The organism is Lyngbya sp. CCY1209, from assembly GCF_055795065.1.
In genome coordinates this window covers 1-20,735 of the sequence record NZ_JAYFER010000521.1, presented here as the reverse complement: position 1 = coordinate 20,735, position 20,735 = coordinate 1, and the positions used below count along the sequence as shown (strand labels likewise).

Sequence of the window (20,735 nt, the reverse complement as noted above, 5' to 3'; positions counted from 1 at the left end):
CTAAAGCCGCACGAGTCGCTTTTCCACCCCGCGCTAAAGCAGCAGGGCTATCAAGCTCCCGACCTATTCACGTATTCCCAAGTGCGATCGGGAAACACCCACAGTTGGACGATGTGGGCGGCGCAACTGTTCAGGACGTCCTGCAACTGCCGCCGGGACTCCCGCAGGGCGGATTCCATCTGTTTGTAGGCGCCGATGTCGGTGTGGGTGCCGATCATCCGCAGGGGCCGGCCGTCCCTGTCCCATTCCACCAATTTGCCGACGGACAGAATCCACTTCCATTCCCCGGTTTTGGTGCGCTGGCGGAATTCGACCCGATAATCCGATCGCCGCCCGGCGATGTAGTCGCCGTAAACTTGATAGGCGGAGGTCAGGTCGTCGGGGTGGAGGCGATCGAGGAAGTCGGAAAAGCTCTCTTGTCCCATTTCGTCGGGGTCGTAACCCTGGATTTCCCAATATCGCGGCGAGACGATCGCCGAGTCCCTCTGACAATCCCAATCCCAGATCCCTTCTCCGATGCCTTGAATCACCAATTGATGGCGTTCTTGAATGTCTAAAAATTCGGTTTCTAGCTGGCGATAGTTGGCGATCGGTTTTAAAATTAACAAATGGCGGTCGGGGGTAAAATTGGCCGCGGCGCGATATTCGACATTTCGGGGGCGACCGTTTTTCCCCATCACCGTTCCCGTCCCTTGAAGGACGTCATTTTCTGCCAGTTTCTCGGCAATTGTCGCCAACTCCTCGGATGGGCTGAAGGCTTCCCAACGGTCGGATAACGGGCGGTCGGGGTCGATCCCCAGCAGTTCGCAGGCTGCCGGATTGGCCGCCGCCAGCCGTCCCCTTTGATCGACCAAGAGCATCGCGTCAAATGCGTTTAGAAATAGACATCGAACCTGGGGATCGGAGATGCTGTCGGATGGGGGGCGATCGGATAGATTGAGAAAACCGTCAAAATGATTCATGGGACTGAGAGATGGTTAAAAATAGGTGAATCGATGTTTATAAAATCGTAAAACTTCCTTACATTGGATGATTTTTGCTGCAATTTAGATGGATTATACCCGTCTAAAATTCCGGTTTTTTATGGCAAAGAATTGGCTTTATCAATTTTTTTTTATTAATTTAAAGTTAATTTTTGACATCAACATTTTCTGATTTTACCATATTCTTATATCCGATAAAAACGATCGCCTCAGCAATTGTTCCTGTCAATTTTGACACCACACCGGTTGCCACCGAGCGATCGCGGATGGATCGGCAAGCAGAACCCCAACCGCCGAGTCCGAGTCCGCCGCAGTCTGTGACTCTCGGAAAAATCGCGTCACAATAGTTAACAACAGAATTCAGGAGTTCTTCTACCGTGACTGCGACACCCACCGTTTCTACCCTCGGACAGACGGGAATTGAAGTCCCGCCCCTGTGTATCGGCACCTGGTCCTGGGGCGACGGTTTATTTTGGAATTACGGCAAAGACTACGGGGAGGCGGAGGTTGAGGCGGCTTTCCACGCGGCGATCGAGGCCGGTGTCGGCTTTTTCGACACGGCAGAAGTCTACGGAAACGGGACATCCGAGGAACTGCTGGGGCGGTTCATGCAGAAAATCGATCGCCCCGTTTTAATTGCCACCAAATACGGTCCGGTGCCCTGGCGAATTTGGGGACAGTCCGTGGCGGATGCCGTGACGGATAGTTTGCGGCGGTTGCAGTTGGGGCAGATCGACCTGTATCAGGTCCACTGGCCGTTTACGTTTTTTATGAGCCAAGAAACGTTGATGAATGCCCTGGCGGACGAGGTGAGAAAGGGCAGAATTCGGGCGATCGGCGTGAGCAATTATTCAGCCGAGGAAATGCGGACCGCCCACCAAATTTTGCAGTCCCGGGGCATCCCCCTGGCGACGAATCAAGTCCGCTATTCTCTTTTGACCCGCAAAGTTGAAAAGGTCGGAATTCTGGATGCCGCCCGGGAATTGGGGGTGACGATTCTCGCCTACAGCCCCCTCGCCCAGGGATTGTTGACGGGTAAATACACCCCGGAAAATCCCCCGGAAGGGGCGCGAAAATTTGACTCGCGCTTCAAAGAATCGGGGTTGAAAAAAATTGAACCCGTCCTCAAAAAAATGTACGAAATCGGTCAGAATTACGGCAAAACCCCCGCCCAAGTCGCGTTAAATTGGGTGAATGCCCAACCGGGTGTAATCGCGATCGCGGGGGCGAAAACGACCACTCAAGTATGGGACAATGCGGGTGCGATCGGTTGGCAGATGAGCCCGGAGGAAATCGCCAGTTTGGAGGAAATGACCCGGCCCTGGCTGGATAAATAGGGTCTTTTTATTGACCTTTGCAAGGGGGCGGAGGAGGCGGAGGGAGGGGAGTCGGGAGTCGGGAGTCGGGAGTCGGGAGGGAGGCAACGGTCAAGCGGAGGGAGTCCAGAAACGGGTTGAACATCTGGACCGCTTGGGAATCAATTCCCGAGGGCGCAAGCCAGGGGCCCCTACCAGCTCAAATCATCTAAAGATGATTGGGGAATTTTTAGGGTTCAAAAACTGAATTTGATCTGAACTTGCCTCCTCTGCCTCCCCACACCCCAAACCCTACACCCCACACCCTACACCCTACACCCTAAAATAAATTGACCCGTCGCAAATCCAAATTTAGGGGATATTCGGGGCTCAAATTGGGGGGCGAAATCTCGACTTTTCCGGGCGTGTGCCCCATCGGAACGAACCGTTCCAACATCCGGGATTCCGCCTCCCGTTCGTTGACGGGGAATGTTTTGTGAATGATGCCGTTGGGGGGGTTGACGTGGTAGGTGCAGCCGCCGAGCGATCGCATCGTCCAAGTGTCGATAATGTCGAATAACAGGGGACTGTGAGACTCGATGGAGGGGTGTAATAACGCCGCATACTGTCGCGCCCGGAACCGCACCCCGCCGACATATTCCCCCATGTTTCCGGTCGATTTTAACGGCACTGGATAGCCGTTACAGGTGACGACATAGCGGCTGGAAAATCCGTCCAAACCGGGGGAATTGCCCACCGCGCCCCGCAGCATTACCTGCAATCTTTCCATCGAGGAATCCACATAGCGGGCGGTGCCGTCGCTGCCGGTTTCTTCCCCCAAGACGTGCCAGGGTTCGATCGCGTGTCTCAACTCCAGCGTCACGCCGTCGCGGGTGATTTCTCCGTAGGGGGGAAACCGAAATTCGACGAAGGGTTTGAACCAACTTAATTCAAACGGATAACCCGCCGCGTTCAACTCTTGTAAAACTGCCCCCAAATCTTCCTCAATAAAATAGGGCAGAAGGAAGCGATCGTGAAGCGTCGTACCCCAGCGAATCAACGGCTGGGTGTAGGGATGTTCCCAGAACCACGCCACGAGCGATCGGATTAACAGCATTTGCAATAATCCCATGCGGGGGTGGGGGGGCATGGCGAAGGCGCGAAACTCCAACAATCCCAACTGGTTGCGGTAGTTTTCCACCGGATAAAGTTTGTCGATGCAAAAGGCGGAACGGTGGGTATTTCCGGTGACATCAATTAACAGATTTCGCAATAGGCGATCGACCAATTCCGGCGGCACTTCTCGCCCCGGCTGCAACTCTTGAAAGGCGATTTCCAATTCATACAAACTCTCGTGCCGCGCCTCGTCCACCCGGGGCGATTGGCTGGTCGGCCCCACAAATAACCCCGAAAACAGATAGGATAAACTGGGGTGATTTTGCCAGTAGGAAATCAGACTCCGCAACAAGTCCGGACGGCGCAACAGGGGACTTTCTTCGGCCGTTTTGCCGCCGATGGTGATGTGCGCCCCGCCGCCGGTGCTGATGCGGCGTCCGTCGATCGCATATTTTTCCGTCCCCAGCCGGCACAGTCGCGCCTCTTCGTACAAACTGGCGGTAATTTTCACCAATTCTTCCCAATTTTTTGCCGGGTGAATGTTGACTTCGATCACCCCCGGATCGGGCGTAATTTGAAAGCCGACGATGCCATCATTTCCGGGGGGGGTATAGCCTTCAATTAAAACCGGAATATCGACCGTTTTGGCGGTATTTTCAATCGCTGTAATTAAATCCAAAAAACACCGCGCCGAGGTGATGGGCGGCAGAAAAACGTGAATGCAGCCGCCCCGAACTTCCACCGCCATCGCCACCCGCACAGAATTGTCCGGCAAATTGATGGGTTCGGAACCGACGACGGCGGGTTTATGAGTGAGGGGAACCCGCGCTTCCGGGTGCAATTCTTCCGCCCAGGCGATCGCATTTAAAGGCAGGCGGAACCCCAGCGGCGAATCTCCTTTTAATAAAATTAATTTCTCGTCCGGCAATTTCCAATCGCAGCTACTCCACCGCAATTCCCCTTCCCACAAAACCGGCAGAATCGGCAACGCGAACCCCGCCAACTCCTCCGTTTCCAATTCGTAGGTGGGAATGATGGAGTTCTGATTAATTCCCAACTGTTTTGTCAATTCCCGAATCACCGTTTCCGCCTGGGGGACGGTGTAGCCGTAATCCTTGCCGTCAACCGCCATCAAATTGCGATCGCGCCAAATCGGCGTCCCGTCCTCCCGCCAGTAACAGCCCAGCGCCCACCGGGGCAGTATTTCGCCGGGATACCATTTTCCCATCCCGTAGTGCAGCAACCCGCCGCCGGAGGAAAATTTATCTTTCAGACGGTGCAATAACTGCCCCGCCAATTGCCGTTTTTCCTCGCCCAAAGCCTGCACCTGCCACTGGGGAGACTCGAAATCGTCGATGGAGACAAATGTGGGTTCGCCCCCCATTGTCAACCCCACGTTTAACTGTTGTAATTTATCCTCCACCAACCGTCCGAGGCGATCGATATTTTCCCACTGAATTTCGCTGTAAGGTTTGCTGACTCGGGGCTGTTCTTCGTGGCGAGAAACCGTCATTGAAAAATCCAGGTGGGACTCGCAGGGTTCCGCCGTCCCCTGGACGGGCGCGGCGGCTTCGGGCTCGGCGGTGCACACCAGAGGAATGTGTCCTTCTGCAGCCAAAAAACCGGACGTGGGGTCCAAACCGATCCACCCGGCGCCGGGGATGTAAACTTCCGCCCAGGCGTGTAAATCGGCGTTATCGGCTTCGGGTCCCGGCGGTCCGTCGAGGGAGGGAACGTCTTCTTTGAGTTGAATTAAATAACCGGAAACGAAGCGGGCGGCGAGTCCGTAGTGCCGCAGAATTTGCACCAGCAGCCATCCGGTATCGCGGCACGATCCGATTTTCTTTTGCAGGGTTTCTTCGCAGGTTTGAATGCCGGGTTCGAGGCGGACGGTGTATTCGATTTCTCGGGAAAGTTGTTGATTGATGTTGAGGATAAATTCGGGGGTGTAGATGTCCGATGCGCGGTTTTTTTCGACCCAGTTTTCGACGAGTTCTCCGGAATCGGCTATTTCTAAAAATGGAATCAGTTCTTTGGCGAGTTGTTTTTCGTAGTTGAATGGATAGCGTTCGGCGTAGCTTTCCATCACGAAATCGAAGGGGTTGATGGGGTGGAGATCGGCGATCAAATCCACTGTGACGGTGAGGCGATCGCTTTTTTGGGGAAAGTTCACCCGCGCCAGATAGTTGCCGTAGGGATCTTGTTGCCAGGTGATACTGTAATCTCGCGGTTCGATGTTGAGGGAATAGCTGTTAATGGGGGTGCGGCAGTGGGGAGAGGGCCGCAGTCCGATGGTGTGGGGGCCGAGAATAACCGGGCGTTCAAATTGATAGGAAAGCTGGTGGTTGAGGCTGACTTTAATGGACATGATTAAGAAGGGTGTGGGGTGTGGTGTGGGGTGTGGAGTGTGGGGGCAGTGCCTCCGTGCCTGCCTCTGGCAGAAACCTTCCACACGACATCGCAGGCATTGCATCGGGCGCAAGCTTTGCGCCCCTACAATTTTGGGCGGATTCTCGAATATCTTTTAATGGGATATCTGGCGAAATCCGCCCTTTTTTTATTTCCCCTTTGTCGCGTTAATTGAGTTGGTGGCCGCAACTGCCGCAGAAGCGATCGTCGGGTTTGACACTGGCACCGCAGTTGTTACAAAAGCGCCGGGTTCCCCCCGAGGAAGATGAGGAAGATGAGGAAGAAGATCCCCCCATTTTCATCTCCATATTGCCCATCCGCATTTGCATCGGGTTGGTGCCCATTTCCATGTCTCCCATTTTCATGGGTTGCATGGGTTGCATGGGTTGCATGGGTTCCATCTGCATGGGTTCCATCGGTTTCATCGGTTCCATCGATGGCGAGGATGCGGGGGTGCTGGAAACCTGTTGGACGGACATCTGCTGGGCGCTTCCGAGGGAGGGGGTCTGACCCATGACGCTCATGCTGCTTCCCTGGAGTTGGACGAAGTGTTCGCCCTGGGCGGTTTCAATTTTTAAAATTATTCCATTTCCCGTCCGGTAAATTGAGGGCGGGGAAGTCCAATTTCCAGTTTGAAAGCCGCTGCTTGATTGTTGTTGCTGTCCGGGAGCACCGCTGGCGGTCGTGATCAGGGTTTGCCCTCCCTGATTGTCTAAGTAAACTCTTTGGCCGGTGCCTAGCTCGCATACATAAGGCATAATGGCCTCTTCCTACCATAAGAAACATCTAACCCTAACATTGTAGGATTGTCGCTTCGCAGACTTGGACTTCTTAACATTTGTGTTAGAAGTGGCGCGAAAATGGTGTATATTGTCAGGTTTTCGCCGCCATTACTCCGACGGTGGAAAGTGGCCCCGGGGGTTCCGGTGCGATTCTGCTGCGGAGATGTCAGGCGATCGCGTATCATAATGTTGAATAGGTGTTCAAGCCGTTCGTATACCGTTTCACTTCGATCAACAATGTCTCACCCAACCACTCGTCCCATCGGTATCGATCTGTTCGCAGGTGCGGGGGGATTCAGCCTGGGGTTTGAACAGGCGGGATTCGATGTCGTGGCGGCGGTGGAAGTCGATCCGATCCATGCTGCGGTACATTATTATAACTTTCCCGACTGTGCCATTTTGCCGCGATCGGTGTCCGACATTTCCGGAGATGAAATCCGCAAAATTTCCGGCATCGGCGATCGATCCGTTGATGTCGTTTTCGGCGGTGCCCCCTGCCAGGGATTTTCTCTGATCGGACAGCGCATTCTCGACGATCCGCGAAACGCTTTGGTGCGGGACTTCGTGCGACTCGTCACCGAACTGGAAACCGATTATTTTGTCTTCGAGAATGTCAAAGGATTGACAGTCGGAAAACATCGCAAGTTTTTGGACGAACTGATCGAGACATTTGAATCGAACGGATATCGGGTCGCCCAACCGTGGCGGGTTTTAAATGCGGCAAATTTTGGCGTTCCCCAAAACCGAGAGCGCCTGATTCTACTCGGTGCGCGTCAGGGTTTGCCGATTCCCGAATATCCCCAACCCATCACCCGTCCGGCGGGAAGTAAAAGAGGGAAACAAGAAGAATTGCCGGAAAGTCCAAATTGCCGAGATGCATTGGACGATCTCCCGGATATCGAAAAATTTAAAAGTTTAAAAAAAATTGATTTTGTCGCAACGGAAAAGTGGGGAAAGCCGAGTCAATACGCCGAATTCATGCGTTGCTTGAGTGATGATGCCTGGGAATACGGTTATCGAAGAATTTTTAATTCCCGGCTGCTCACTTCCAGCCTCAGAAGCAATCATACTGATACTTCCCGACGGCGTTTTGACGAAACAGAACCGGGTAAAACAGAACCCATTTCCCGATTTTTTAAACTCCCCCCCGACGGCGTTTCCAATACTTTGAGAGCCGGGACGGATTCCGCCAGGGGCGCGTTTACCAGTCCCCGTCCCATCCACTACGCTTATCCCCGCTGTATCACAGTCAGAGAAATGGCGCGTTTGCACAGTTTCCCCGACTGGTTCCGATTCCACGAAACCAAATGGCACGGAGCCCGCCAGATCGGAAATGCGGTGCCGCCGTTGTTGGCGCGTGCGATCGCATCTTCCCTTCTCGATACAATGGAAATCACACCTCAGCGTCCAGATCGGGTGATTGATTTGGGTTCTGAGAAGTTATTAAAAATGAATATGGCTGAAGCATCGAAATATTGGAAAATTGACGTGCCGATTCGGAGCCGCGATCGCACCGATAGACTTCACAAACGAAGGCGAGAATAAATTCAACTATAATGAACATATAAAATGGGAGGAAAGAATGACTCTAGCAAAAGATATAGAAGAAATGCGATCGACCATCGAGGGAATTGAATTTCCCCCCGGAGATATAGAAAGTCAGGAGCCGCCATTGGAAAGCTATCTACACCTTCAACAAATCATCCTTCTCTTAAAATGTCTGGAATGGCTTTGGAAAGATCGTCAGGATTATTTTGCCGCCGGAAATCTGACAATTTACTACAGTCCCAACCAGAAAAAGTCCGAGTATTTCCGAGGGCCGGATTTCTTCTTGGTACGGGATACGGAACGGAAACCGCGAAAAAGTTGGGTGGTGTGGCAGGAAGATGGCAAATATCCCAATGTCATCGTCGAATTATTATCGGATTCGACCGCAACAACAGATCGCGGCGTGAAAAAACGCATCTATCAAGACGTTTTCCGAACCCCGGAATATTTCTGGTTTTCTCCCCATACCCTGGAGTTTAAAGGATTTGCTTTGACTCGCGGAACCTATGAAGCGATGCAACCCAACGAACGGGGATGGTTGTGGAGCGAAGAAATGCAACTGTTCTTGGGTGTGGAAAACGAACAACTGCGATTTTTCACCCCCGAGGGGCAACTCGTTCCGACTCCGGAGGAAGTGGCGGAAATGGCACAAAAGCAAAACGAAAAAATGGCTGCAAAGTTGCGAGAATTGGGAATCGATCCCGAGCAATTGTGAGGGGAACACTGAATGAATTAAAAGTCCCCCTTTTTAAGGGGGATTTAGGGGGATCTCGATCCTCGTTCAAAGTGGAGATCCCCCCCAACCCCCCTTATGAAGGGGGGAGAATTGTTTTGACAGTCCTCCTTGTTAACCGAGTTTTACGTTAAGTGTCCCGTGGATTTGTTATCCGTCCAGTCCTGCTCTTGCTCCCAAGTTTCTTGAGTTCGATCTAAATTGGCGTTAATTTCGGCGGCAACTTGGTCGAGTTTGTCTGGGGAGAGTCCCACCTGTTTGGGAGGCAAGTTTCCCGCATCTAAGCCGACACTCACTTCATCTAGAGATTGATTTTTTTCGTTCTGATTTTCCGGTGTTTTTTCGGTGTTAGTCATCAATTATTCTCCTTGATAATTCAATTAAAATGGGATGTCCTCATCCAGTTCCCAGTTGTGGGCTTCAACTGTCGGCGAGGTTTCTATTTTATCCGATCGCGGGTCGGGTGTTTCGGGACGTTCCAGAGTTTGTTTCGCCTGTTTGATTTTCTCAAATAGCGTCGATCGCGATCGCGGGGATTTTCCCGTCAGCCGATCGAGCCCGTATTTGGCTTTCAGGCGATCGCGAAATTCCTTCGTTGGCGGTTCTTTCGACTGTTGAAAATCCGCCGCCGTGTAGACCGGAAGCCGCGATCCCAACCGTTCCACCGGCATATCCGGCAACCGAACCAGAAAATATTCCCTCGGCCTGCGAATACTTTCCGCCCGATTTTCAATTTCCGTGAGAATTCCCATCACCTGAGACAGGTCGTGAGATGCGATCGCCACCTGCACTTCAATATCGCCCAGAGGAATTCCCGACGCCTCCGCCCGTTCTAACACATCCGGCGGCAAATGTTCCAAATTCGGGGGTGCGATCGCCGCTTCCAGACTCGCCAAAGCCTCCCGAATTGCGGCTTGCATCTCCCGAACTCGGTGAATTTTTGCCCGTTCTGGGGGAACCGTTTCCACCCAGTCCTTTAGTTGGTTAGTGGTGGTTTCTAATTGTGCGATCGCTTGTTTGATGTACTCGTAATCCATTTTGTTGTATAATAGGAGGAAATAAAACCACAGAGGCACAGAGAACACGCCAGATGGAGTTGAATGAGATATCGGGGCGGGTGATTGGGGCTGCAATAACAGTACATCGGGAGTTAGGGCCGGGGTTGCTTGAATCAGCTTACGAGAAATGTTTGGCTTATGAATTGCGACAGCGAGGGTTGACAGTCGAGGAACAAATTCCAGTACCCGTAGTTTATAAAGGCATCAAATTAGAGTGCGGGTATCGCCTAGATTTGTTGGTTGAAAAGCGCATCATTGTCGAATTAAAAGCGGTCGATGCACTCCTACCCATTCACGATGCCCAACTTCTCACCTACCTCAAACTTTGCAAACTCCGCCTCGGACTCCTCATCAACTTTAACGTCCCCATCCTCAAAAACGGCATCAAACGCCTCCTCAACAATTAACCCCTCTCTCTTCTCTCTGTGTCCTCTGTGCCTGGAGTGGTTCAAAAATCATTAAATCTCCTCAAGTTCCTGAGTAGATTGCCATCCCGGTTCCCAAAGTCTCCGATCTTTGAGTTGTTTGGCATTCAACCAAAAGCGAACCGTCGGGTCGCAGGACGCCACCAGTTCGGCAAACACCCACTGGCCCTCATTTTTGCGGTTGACAACCTGAAAATGTCGCCAACCCCAGGTTTTTCGAGTCGCCGTCCACTTGGAACCGACGAGATGGGGGAATTTTTGCTTTTTCGGCATGGCAATTGTGGATCTTCTCAATTCTTAATTGTGCCAGAACGGCGATCGCGGGAAAATAGGCGAGTAGTCAAGCATTGAGTTCCAAAACGATTTTATGACCATCAACGACACCCACCGCATCATCCCCCCCCAGTTGAACGTACCGCCCCGACTGCTACTCGGCCCGGGACCCTCCAACGCCCATCCCCGAGTCCTGCAGGCGATGGCGATGCCCCCCATCGGACACCTCGACCCGAAATTTTTGGAACTGATGGATCAAGTTCAAACCCTGCTGCGCTATGCTTGGCAGACGGATAACGCCATGACCATCCCCGTGAGCGGGACGGGAAGCGCCGCGATGGAAGCCACCCTCGCCAACGTCGTCGAACCGGGCGACGTGGTACTCGTGGGGGTGATGGGCTATTTCGGAAACCGCCTCGTTGATATGGCGGGACGCTACGGCGGCGACGTCCGCAAATTGACGAAACCTTGGGGTGAAGTCTTCAGTTTGGAAGAATTACGAAAAGGCTTGGAAGAACACCGCCCCGCCGTGCTGGCATTGGTGCACGCCGAAACCTCCACCGGGGCGCGTCAACCCTTGGAAGGGGTGGGAGAATTGTGTCGGGAATTCAACTGTTTATTATTACTCGATACCGTCACCAGTTTGGGCGGCGTCCCCCTATTTTTGGACGAATGGGGTGTCGATTTGGCTTACAGTTGCAGTCAAAAAGGGCTGGGCTGTCCGCCGGGAGTTTCGCCCTTTACCATGAGTCCTCGGGCGGTGGAAAAGTTAAATAAACGCCGCACTCCGGTGACGAATTGGTATTTGGATATGTCGTTATTATGTCGGTATTGGGGGAGCGATCGCGTCTACCACCACACCGCCCCCGTCAACATGAATTACGGCATCCGGGAAGCGTTGAAAATTTTGGCGGAAGAGGGGCTCGAAGCCAGTTGGAAGCGCCACCAAAGCACCGCAGAATTATTCTGGAACGGGTTGGAGGATGTGGGGTTAACCTGCCACGTCGATCGCGAATTTCGACTGCCCACCCTGACGACGGTTCGCATTCCGGATGGGGTGGATGGGAAAGCGATCGCGCGTCAATTATTGCTCGAATATAATATCGAAATCGGCGGCGGTTTGGGGGAACTCGCCGGGAAAGTTTGGCGGGTCGGCTTGATGGGTTATAATTCTCGCCCTGAAAATGTGCTGCTGTTGTTGGCGGCGTTGCAGCGGGTGTTGTAAGGCGATCGGAAAAGAAACCGGGTTTCTATGATGATTTTTTTGTCCTAACCGCAACATTGCTGAAGAAACCCGGTTTCTAATCTCTAGCCGATCGCCCCAAAATTAGTATTATCAGCAAATATGTCGGTATCTGCCACGCCTTGAACGATCGCTAAATAATCGCCATTAAGCTGAATGGCAGTAGAAGCCACGGGCGATGCTCCATCAATTTGTAAGTTAACGGGTTCAAAGGTCAGTTGGCTCAATACTAAATTGTTAGTCAAACCGATTATGTCTGCTCCGGGTTGAAAGTCTGTGATGACATCCGCCTGTTCCAGTGGGGTTGCTACAGTTCCATTAATTGCGATGACAAATACATCGTTGCCTGCGCCTCCAACAAGGATGTCTTGGCCGAAATCGCCCCACAGCCAATCGCCACCCAAGCCTCCTGAAACAACATCGTTTTCGCTACCCCCTTGCAAGAGATCGTTGCCGTCTCCGCCATTGAGATGATCGTTATCTGTACCTCCCAAAATTAGGTCGTCGCCGGTATCGCCGTAAATTAGATCGGATGCTTCCCCGCCGAATAAAGAGTCATTGCCAGCGAGTCCGTTGAGGGTGTCGCTGCCTTGGTTGCCATCAATATAATTTGCTCTTTGAGTGCCGGTGAGATTGTCGTTGCCGTTTAAGGCGAGAATGGGAGTTTCTGCAAATTCCGGGGGTATGGCGGTGTCATCGTTTTCTGTTAAGTAATAGAAGCCGTTGCTAAAGGTATTTTGGAGCGTGCCGAGGTTGTTGGGTACGGGGGTGGCGATGGAGACGGTGTTGAGTGTGGGGGGTACAACGCCACCCTCGCCTGGTGATGTGCCGCTACCGTTGATGGTGAAGGATGCTTGGTCGTCTTCATCGGGGTTATTATTGTTCGGGGCGGAGTCGGTATCAAGTTCCTCAATTCTGGTGACTTCGGCACTGTTGGTTAGGGGACCTCCGGCGTTGACTTGGGCGATTATATCTAGGGTGCGATCGAGATTATCTCTCATGTTGCCCACATCCCAGATGCCGGTGTTGGCATCGTATTCTCCCTGTTCGGGTAAGCCGGATATGTAAGTTAGTCCGGGTGGTAACAGGTCGATGACTTGAACCCTACTTGCCACTCCAGGACCGTTGTTAGTGAGGGTGAGGGTGAATGTAACTTGGCCTCCGATTTGGGGCGTGGGGTTGTCTGCAGTTTTGGTGAGTTCGAGGTCAACGGGTTCTGGAAATACGGGGTTGACAAAGACTGATTGGGTGAAGGTGTCGTTGTTGGGGTTGGGGTCGGTTTCGTCGCTGGTAACGGTTATTTCGCTGTCGAGGACATCGGCTACTAATGCGGTTCTGGTAATGGTAACGGTGGCACTTTGTCCGACATTCAGAGTACCAAGGTTGGCTTTGACGGCGGTGTTGGTTGTTTCGGTTGTTCCTTGGCTGGATGTGATCTCATCAACGGTTGCTTTGAAGGGTAGGCGATCGCGAAAGGTGACATCGGTGGCTTGGCTGGGGCCGTTGTTGGTGATCGTGTAGTTGTAGGTGAGTTGGTCTCCCAGGTTGGCGGCAGGTGGGGTGACGTTGGCAATGACGGATAGATCGCTGGTGTCTCCTACTGCGTTGGTGGTTCTGGTTTCTTGAGTTTCTGTTGTTAGTGGGTTGGTCATGGGTTGGGTTTGGCTCAGGATGTTTTTGGGGAGAGCGATCGCTTTTTCCAGGGTTTGAGGAGGGCGATCGCTTTTCTGCGGTTGGCATCAAACAGATCTTTGGCTATTTCGATTATGAACGAGGAATGTTTAGTGTCTCTCCTGGGAAAATCAGGTCGGGATTACCACTGCGAATATCGTTGTTGTTGTAGAGATCGGGATATCGGTAAGGATCGCCGTAAACCTCTTCTGCAATATCCCATAAAGTATCTCCATCTTTAACTTCGTAGGTTTCATCCGGTGTTGTGGGAGGTGCGGGTGGCTCTGGATTAGCTGGCGGCGGATTATCGAAATAGTCTGGAGGCAGTTTACAAGCATCTCCATCAGTTGGTTCTGGCGGTGGTTCAGGCTGATTGGGAGGTTCATTTGTTGGTTCTGGCGGTGGTTCAGGCTGCTTGCGGGGTTGATTGGTTGGTTCTGGCGGTGGTTCAGGCTGATTGGGAGGTTCATTTGTTGGTTCGGGTGATGAGTCAGGTTGATTGGGAGGTTCATTTGTTGGTTGCGGTGGTGATTCAGGTTGATTGGGTGGGTTAAGCAAAGCATCTTTTGCTACAGATTTAATTTGTGACTCTACAGTATCTTTGAGTACCTCTTCTCCCGTTTGTTTTAAAGTCTCAGGTAGATCTTTGAAAGAACGAGGCAATTTACCAGGGCCAGTAGCAGCCGAAAATGCAGTATCACCTAGGATCTTATCAGCGTCAAAAGATTCGCCACGATTCGTGACATCAAAGACTTCTTCTGTAGTACTGCTGATCAATCCTCCTGCTCCTCCTGCTCCTATTGCTGTTATTATTGTACCCGCTCCGAGTGCTGGGAGCGTTGTTGCAACAGCGAGACCAGCCCCTGTTCCTAAACTACCTGCAACGAATCCTTCTCCAAAACTTTTACCCTGCAATGCATTAATTCCACCTCCCACTAAACCACCAGCAACAATAAGACCACCAACAACAACAAGTGGTGCGATTTCACCAGTTGGATCGCTAAAAGAAACAGGATTATTGAAAACATATCGATATAAATTGGCATCCCCCGCACCAAATCCCAGAGGGTCTTCACTCAAAAACCTTCCTATTGCTGAGTCATAGTATCGCGAGCGATAATAATACAATCCCGTTTCCCCATCAAACTCCCGACCCGTGAACAAATAGCGATTGTCAACTGTCGGATCGGTCTGAGAGAGAACATTACCAAAGGAATCGTAAGCAATATGGTTGACCAAAGCACCGCTATTATCAACCAAATCTCGAACAGTTCCCAAATGATCTGCTAAATGCCAGAAAGTATTGCCAGCAGCATCTTCTTGCGCCAATATTCCATCAACTAACGGCCCGTGCAGATACCGCTTATTCAACGCTGGTGGATTTCCCGCAGTCACGCCATCATTATCTACGAACTCCAACAGCACATCATCTCCGTCGTAAACGAAATGAGTAACTACAGCAGCCACAGCATCTTGAGGATTGCGATCCACCGCCTTAGCAATGCGCCGATTTAAAGCATCGTAGGTGTAATCAACCCGTTGAGTTTCATTACCCGTCGCATCCTGATCTACAACGGCAACCAGACGATTGCGGTAATCCCATTCATACTCGCGAACGGCACCGGTGGCAATTTCAGTTTGGCGGATGAGATTGCCTTCATTATCATAGTCGTAGCTGTAATTATCATCCGACAGAAAACGGTTTGCTCGATCGATCTCGTTATCATTGCTCGCTTGAGACGCGATCCGGTTGCCGTTAGCATCGTAACGGTAGAACTCATCTGAATTGCTCCTATTAGCACGATTGACAGCAACGAGCTGACTGCGATCGTCGTAGGTGTAGTTAGTCGTGCCATCACTATTTTCTACCTGGGTAATCTGACTGCCAGCGTCAAAGCTGTAATTGTGGAACGCTACTGGGGATGTATCATTACTATGAGTAATTTCAGTCAAGCGATTGATGTCATCATAAACATAATTGCTGCCCGTTACAAATTGATTGCCATTGGCATCGGAAAAACGATTGGTGTTGGTCAACTGACTGATTGCATCGTAATCAAAATCAACCAACTTGTCGCTGACACCATTTCCTTCCTGAGAAATTGATTTAACTTGGTCTAGAGCATTGTAGGTGTAGCGGTTAGTACCTCCTGCTTGTCCGTTAATACTATCGGCAACCGAGAGGAGATTATCTACAGGATCGTAGGTATAGTTGAGAACAACGTTGGGAGTACCTAGCGTACCTGCATTATCGATTGCAACCAGACGATCCAGTTCATCATAGCTGTAACCGTAGCGCGAGTTGGAATCGCGGATTGCAGTCAGTCGATTTACCGAATCATAGGTAAAATTGGTGGTTTCAATCGGGTTTCCAGCCTCATCTAGCCAGATTTCTGTCATTGGCCGATTTAAGTCATCGTAAGTAAAATTGCGAACTCGGTTATTGGCATCAACAGTCGCAATTAAATTACCAACTTCATCGTAGTTAAAATTACGAGATGCACTCAGAGAATTGGTCTCAGATATCTGACGATTGAGGGCATCATAGGTAAAGCCAGTCACGTTGCCAACTGGATCGGTAATCGCCAGCAAGTTGCCTGTAGCATCGTAGGTATTGGTAATGGTATTGCCAAGAGGATCGGTAATCCCAATCGTCCGATTTAACTCATCGTAGGTAAAAGAATTCTTGCGCCCGAGTGGATCTGTAATTTCAGTAACATTGCCTATGGCATCATAGGCTGTAGTGACGGTATTTCCTGAAGCATCTACAATATTGGTTTGTCGATCTAAGTCGTCATAGACCAAAGACATAGTGCGACCCAATGCGTCGGTTGTTGCGGTGAGATTACCATTGGCATCATAAGTAAAATTCGTAGTATTGCCCAAAGCATTGGTAGTCGCTATTAGCTGATTGAGGGGATCGTAATCAAAGGAAGTCGTTCGACCGAGCGCATCAGTCACAGCGGTTAGGTTGCCCACGGAATCATAAACTGATGTGGTCGTATTACCTTGAACGTCGATGGTGCTAGTTTGGCGATTGAGGTTGTCGTAAGTAAACGAGGTTGTCCGATTGAGGGCATCAGCAATATTCGTGAGATTAGATACAGCATCATAGGTGAGGCTGGTGGTTTTACCCAGGGCATCAGTGATATTTGTTTGCCGATCTAAATCATCATAAGTAAAAGCTGTTGTGCGACCCAATGCGTCGGTTATTGCGGTGAGATTACCATTGGCATCATAAGTAAAATTCGTAGTATTACCCAAAGCATCGGTAGTTGCGATTTGCTGATTGAGGGGATCGTAATCAAAGGAAGTCGTTCGACCGAGTGCATCAGTTACAGCTACTAGGTTGCCCACTGAATCGTAAGCTGATGTGGTCGTATTACCTTGAGCATCGATCATGCCGGTTGGACGATTGAGATTGTCGTAGGTAAAGAAGGTGGTGCGATTTAAGGCATCAGTAATGCTGGTTAGGTTGGCGGCTGAATCATAAGTGAAGGCTGTCGTGTTACCCAGGGCATCGGTAATTCCGGTTTGTCGGTTTAAATCATCATAAACAAAGGAGGTGGTACGACCCAGCTTATCGATTTCTGCGATAACGTTATTCACTAAATCGTATGCAGTAGAGCTAACATTACCCAAGGCATCAGTGGTAGTCGTCAAGCGATTTCGGGCATCATAAATATATGCAGTGGTATCGCCACGAGCATCAACAAATGAAGTCAAATTATTGTCGATGTCATAGTCAAATAAGGTTGTTTTTCCCTCAGCATTTACAATTGAAGTTTGACGATTTCGAGCATCATAATTGTATTCAGTTTCACGACCCAAAGGATCTACAAACGATACAATATTACCTTCACCATCAAATTCAAAGGTGGTTTCTTGATTGAGGGGATCAATGATTTTTGTTTGACGATTTAAAGGGTCGTATTCATATTGAGTAATATTGCCCGAGCGATCGCTGGCAGATATCAAATTCCCTGCCAAGTCATATTCGTAACGAGCTTCTTGATCCAAAGTATTGCGAACCCGGCTCAAGCGACCCATAGCATCGTATTCAAATTCAGTGCGGTTGCCGTTTTCATCAATACTTACAGTTCTGTTACCCAAAATATTGTATTCAAACCTTCGTGTCGCCTCATTAGGGGTTCCCACCGCAACAGTAATTTCAGCTAAATTCCCAAAGGAATCGTAATCATTATCCGTCACCCGTACCAAAGCATCGGTAATCGTATCTACCAACCCCTGGGGCGTATAGGTAAAGCGAGTGATCAAATCGTCATCGCCACCCACTTGCCCCACGACCTCAGTTATAGTCAGCAAATTGCCGTTGTCGGGGTCAACTTCATAGAGAGTTTGCCGACCCAACTCATCCGTCACGCTGGTGACTTGATTGAATGTGGGGTCATAAGTAAAAGACTGTTGGGTATTGGCAGCACTTGCGATCGCATCAACAACCGACAGCAAATTGCCCCGTTCGTCATAGCTAACAGCGGTGACATTACCACGAGCATCGGTTTGACTGGCAATCAAATTATCCTCATTTCGAGTCACCGTCGGTAACGCCCCCACCTCGTCAAACGACGCAACAATTTGCCCCATTTGGTCGAGTACGTTATTGATAACCTTGCCGTTAGCATCTACATAGGTTGCCACCGGGTCGGCATCTAAAACAAATGCGGATGGTGCGTTCGTGGGGTCAACGGTAGCAGTCGGTGCGTACAAACCCTGCAACTGCACCGGACTATAATCAATTTCCCGACCATCTTTTAAAATCGCGCGATCGGCTCGACCTGCCAAGCCATAAATCATCTGTTCGCGATTCCCCCGTTGGTCGGTTTCACCCGTCATCCGATGCTCTCCATCATAGTCCCAAGTTCGCTGGGAACCATCGGGGTCAGTCACTTGAATCAAATTACCCGCTTGGTCATATCTCAACTGAGTCACCCGCCCTGCCGGATCGGTAATTGTGCTAACCTTGCCGTTAGTGTAAGCCAGAGTCGTGGTCAACCCCACAGGGTCAACAATTTCGGTTAACTGATTCGCACTGTCATAAACGTAGCGGGTCTGATTGCCATTCCGGTCTTCCATCAATTCAAGTTTATTTTCGCTGTTATAGCGATAAATTGTCTGATTTTTAAGCGTGCGTTGGAACGTGCCATCCGCCAATTTAACCAATGTAGAAAAGTCACCCGGAGGAGAAACATAAGCCTCGCCGGGATTGGCTGGCGGTTCATATAACAATTCACTGCCATCGCCATCAACCAGCAATACCGAACCGTCGGAACTTTCTACCAACTCCTGCCATCCTGCCACTCCCCAACCGCTACCGAAGGGACTGTCAATACTGTTGACCACCAAAAAATCGCCCGTTGTGGTATTAGAATTTCCTGTAAAAACGTCGTCAACTAATTCTCTCAATCCACTGGTCAAGTCGTAACTATACTCGCCGGTTGGGGCATCGCTCATATCCACTTCCAAAGAAGCGGTAACATCATTCGCTGCCCCCGAACCATCATCAGGAATAGACCAGAGGTGTTCCCCCCCATCCAGTCCAAAATCACTGCCCTGATAACCCGGTAGTTGGACGTTAAAATTATCACCATTAACCGCCAACTCGGCAACCAAACGGGTATCCGAATCGGGAACTACATTATCAAAACCAAAATAGACAATTTGATTGGGATCTGCCCGCATCGAGTCGTATGTCAGCACAAACCCTCGATTAGCACTTAAAGACTGATAAGGTACTAATTCGTGGGTTTCCAAAACAGCCCCAGAATGCAATTCGACTTCCGAAGTTCCCGGCGCCGTCCCCTTACAATCTTCGTTGCCATCCTCCTCATTTCGTTTTTCTTCTTCAGGATCTCGCTCCTCCGGCCCATCAGGTCCGTCCGAGTCTAAATCGTCCTCATCAGGAAGTATACTCAAATCAGTGGTTACTGTGTAATCCCACTGAGTGCCTTCATCGTTAGTGGCTAAGATGATTTGTACTTGATTAGAATTTCCTTCAGGAACATCAACTTGTAAGAAGCTACTGCCCGATATGAACCCTGTATCTAGTATATTTTGGCCTCCATAACGCAGGATTAAGCGATCGGGTATGGAAAACATTTCATATTGAATTGCCAAGGGAACAGCACCAGGAGTTTCCAATACTAGAGTTTGATTGCTACCTTCAAAACCACCACTATCTGAAACTGCTGCTTGTTCGATTTCAATAACTAGCCCATCTATATTAAGAGTTGCCCAGTCGTCCTCGGCTTTTAACTGCTGTAACTGCTGGGGATCTAAAATTCGTTCTTGCACGAGATTGGCAAATATTTCTCCCTCATCTCCCGTCGCATCAAAACCATTAATTTCTTCGTCGATATAATGGCCGAACTCCTCAATAATTACAGAAGCTATCGCCCCCGCATCCCCCGAATTTTCCGACAAAAATTCCCGAGCCAAATAAATCGTTTCCGTCTCTCCAGCAAAAGCACCATTCGCCCCATCAATCAAATCGCGATTGACAATCTCAATTTCTGGCAGAACCTCCAAGTCTCCCCCAGATAAAGTCATTTTAAAAACATCAAGTTTTTTCTCATCGTAACGATTGCCAAAAGCCAACTCCATCCCCGACTCAAATTCGGGGCGATCGGCAAACCCTTGCAGCAACTCCCGAACCTTTAGTAGCGCCTCATCAACCATTCTATCGACAGCAAAGTTACCATCTATAAGCAAATCTTCGCCATCTTTTTGTAGCAGTTCTCCAGTATTGCCTGTCAGTAAATCTCCTGCGTCATCCGTGTCAATAAAGCTTGAAAACCCCAATGAAAAGCCATTTTCTGTCGCTTCATTTTGTTGATTTAAAAGCAAGCTGTCCTGCCCTTCCTCTATATATTCCGTGGGCAGTCCCAAAGTCAAAGTCCCAGCCTGATGAGAGTTGGAAATGAAAGAGCGATCGCCTCCTAAACCAAAACTTTCTTTCTCAACCGGGCTGATGCCCAGAATCTCTGTTTCTGGCATGAAAGAAGTTGTTTCCGAGTTGAAAATGCTATTCATTTTTCTTGCCTGATAATTGTTTTTGCCGTGGAATTCATCAATTCTCTTATTTCCAAATCAAATTTACTACAACCACCGTCTTTCGCCTCAATTATCGTATCAGTTTTTCCACTAAAAGTTTTGACTCCTGACAAATCCAATTGGCTGTT

General features: G+C 50.1%; 14 protein-coding genes. 5 read left to right on the top strand and 9 right to left on the bottom strand.

The window, feature by feature from the left end; translation table 11 throughout:
- Positions 1–50: 50 nt before the first annotated feature.
- Both AC0QHF_RS17170 and AC0QHF_RS17165 read right to left on the bottom strand, forming a co-directional pair.
- Entirely contained in the window at positions 51–962 is a 912-nt protein-coding gene (locus AC0QHF_RS17170) for a PAS domain-containing protein (protein WP_324705455.1), read from the bottom strand.
- A 166-nt stretch (positions 963–1,128) separates the two neighbouring features.
- Positions 1,129–1,377 carry a hypothetical protein gene (locus AC0QHF_RS17165; RefSeq protein ID WP_324705454.1) on the bottom strand — a complete coding sequence of 83 codons (249 nt, stop codon included), beginning with the start codon at positions 1,375–1,377 and terminating at the stop codon, positions 1,129–1,131.
- Between AC0QHF_RS17165 and AC0QHF_RS17160 the strand changes: the two genes are divergently transcribed.
- The gene (locus tag AC0QHF_RS17160; protein WP_324705453.1) at positions 1,361–2,320 is read left to right on the top strand and encodes an aldo/keto reductase; all 960 of its coding nucleotides are present in this window, start codon (positions 1,361–1,363) and stop codon (positions 2,318–2,320) included. The genes AC0QHF_RS17165 and AC0QHF_RS17160 overlap by 17 nt on opposite strands.
- A gap of 298 nt (positions 2,321–2,618) precedes the next feature.
- Here AC0QHF_RS17160 and AC0QHF_RS17155 read toward each other — a convergent pair whose 3' ends face one another.
- Together AC0QHF_RS17155 and AC0QHF_RS17150 are read right to left on the bottom strand one after the other, a co-directional pair.
- A complete protein-coding gene (locus tag AC0QHF_RS17155; protein ID WP_324705452.1) occupies positions 2,619–5,762 on the bottom strand; it encodes a transglutaminase family protein in 3,144 nt (1,047 codons plus the stop codon).
- A gap of 208 nt (positions 5,763–5,970) precedes the next feature.
- Positions 5,971–6,561, bottom strand: coding sequence for a zinc ribbon domain-containing protein (locus tag AC0QHF_RS17150; protein ID WP_324705451.1), 591 nt, complete (start codon positions 6,559–6,561; stop codon positions 5,971–5,973).
- Positions 6,562–6,822: 261 nt separating this feature from the next.
- On the opposite strand from AC0QHF_RS17150, the gene AC0QHF_RS17145 reads away from it, so the two are divergent.
- Positions 6,823–8,130, top strand: coding sequence for a DNA cytosine methyltransferase (locus AC0QHF_RS17145; protein ID WP_324705450.1), 1,308 nt, complete (start codon positions 6,823–6,825; stop codon positions 8,128–8,130).
- 37 nt (positions 8,131–8,167) lie between these two features.
- The gene (locus AC0QHF_RS17140; protein ID WP_324705449.1) at positions 8,168–8,848 is read left to right on the top strand and encodes a Uma2 family endonuclease; all 681 of its coding nucleotides are present in this window, start codon (positions 8,168–8,170) and stop codon (positions 8,846–8,848) included.
- Positions 8,849–8,991: 143 nt separating this feature from the next.
- Here the strand turns inward: AC0QHF_RS17140 and AC0QHF_RS17135 are convergent, their stop codons facing one another.
- Together AC0QHF_RS17135 and AC0QHF_RS17130 are read right to left on the bottom strand one after the other, a co-directional pair.
- On the bottom strand, positions 8,992–9,222 hold the full coding sequence (locus AC0QHF_RS17135) for a hypothetical protein (RefSeq protein ID WP_324705448.1): 231 nt from the start codon (positions 9,220–9,222) through the stop codon (positions 8,992–8,994).
- A gap of 24 nt (positions 9,223–9,246) precedes the next feature.
- Complete coding sequence (locus AC0QHF_RS17130) at positions 9,247–9,903, bottom strand: hypothetical protein (RefSeq protein ID WP_324705447.1); 657 nt, start codon at positions 9,901–9,903, stop codon at positions 9,247–9,249.
- Positions 9,904–9,956: 53 nt separating this feature from the next.
- Here AC0QHF_RS17130 and AC0QHF_RS17125 point away from each other — a divergent pair, with 53 nt between their 5' ends.
- Positions 9,957–10,331, top strand: coding sequence for a GxxExxY protein (locus AC0QHF_RS17125; RefSeq protein WP_324705446.1), 375 nt, complete (start codon positions 9,957–9,959; stop codon positions 10,329–10,331).
- Positions 10,332–10,382: 51 nt separating this feature from the next.
- Here the strand turns inward: AC0QHF_RS17125 and AC0QHF_RS17120 are convergent, their stop codons facing one another.
- Entirely contained in the window at positions 10,383–10,622 is a 240-nt protein-coding gene (locus AC0QHF_RS17120) for a TIGR02450 family Trp-rich protein (RefSeq protein WP_324705445.1), read from the bottom strand.
- 94 nt (positions 10,623–10,716) lie between these two features.
- On the opposite strand from AC0QHF_RS17120, the gene AC0QHF_RS17115 reads away from it, so the two are divergent.
- On the top strand, positions 10,717–11,847 hold the full coding sequence (locus AC0QHF_RS17115) for a pyridoxal-phosphate-dependent aminotransferase family protein (RefSeq protein WP_324705444.1): 1,131 nt from the start codon (positions 10,717–10,719) through the stop codon (positions 11,845–11,847).
- A gap of 83 nt (positions 11,848–11,930) precedes the next feature.
- Here the strand turns inward: AC0QHF_RS17115 and AC0QHF_RS17110 are convergent, their stop codons facing one another.
- Entirely contained in the window at positions 11,931–13,517 is a 1,587-nt protein-coding gene (locus AC0QHF_RS17110; RefSeq protein ID WP_324705443.1) for a hypothetical protein, read from the bottom strand.
- Positions 13,518–13,629: 112 nt separating this feature from the next.
- Positions 13,630–20,586, bottom strand: a complete 6,957-nt coding sequence (locus AC0QHF_RS17105) for an RHS repeat-associated core domain-containing protein (RefSeq protein WP_324705442.1) — start codon at positions 20,584–20,586, stop codon at positions 13,630–13,632.
- Positions 20,587–20,735: the final 149 nt, after the last annotated feature.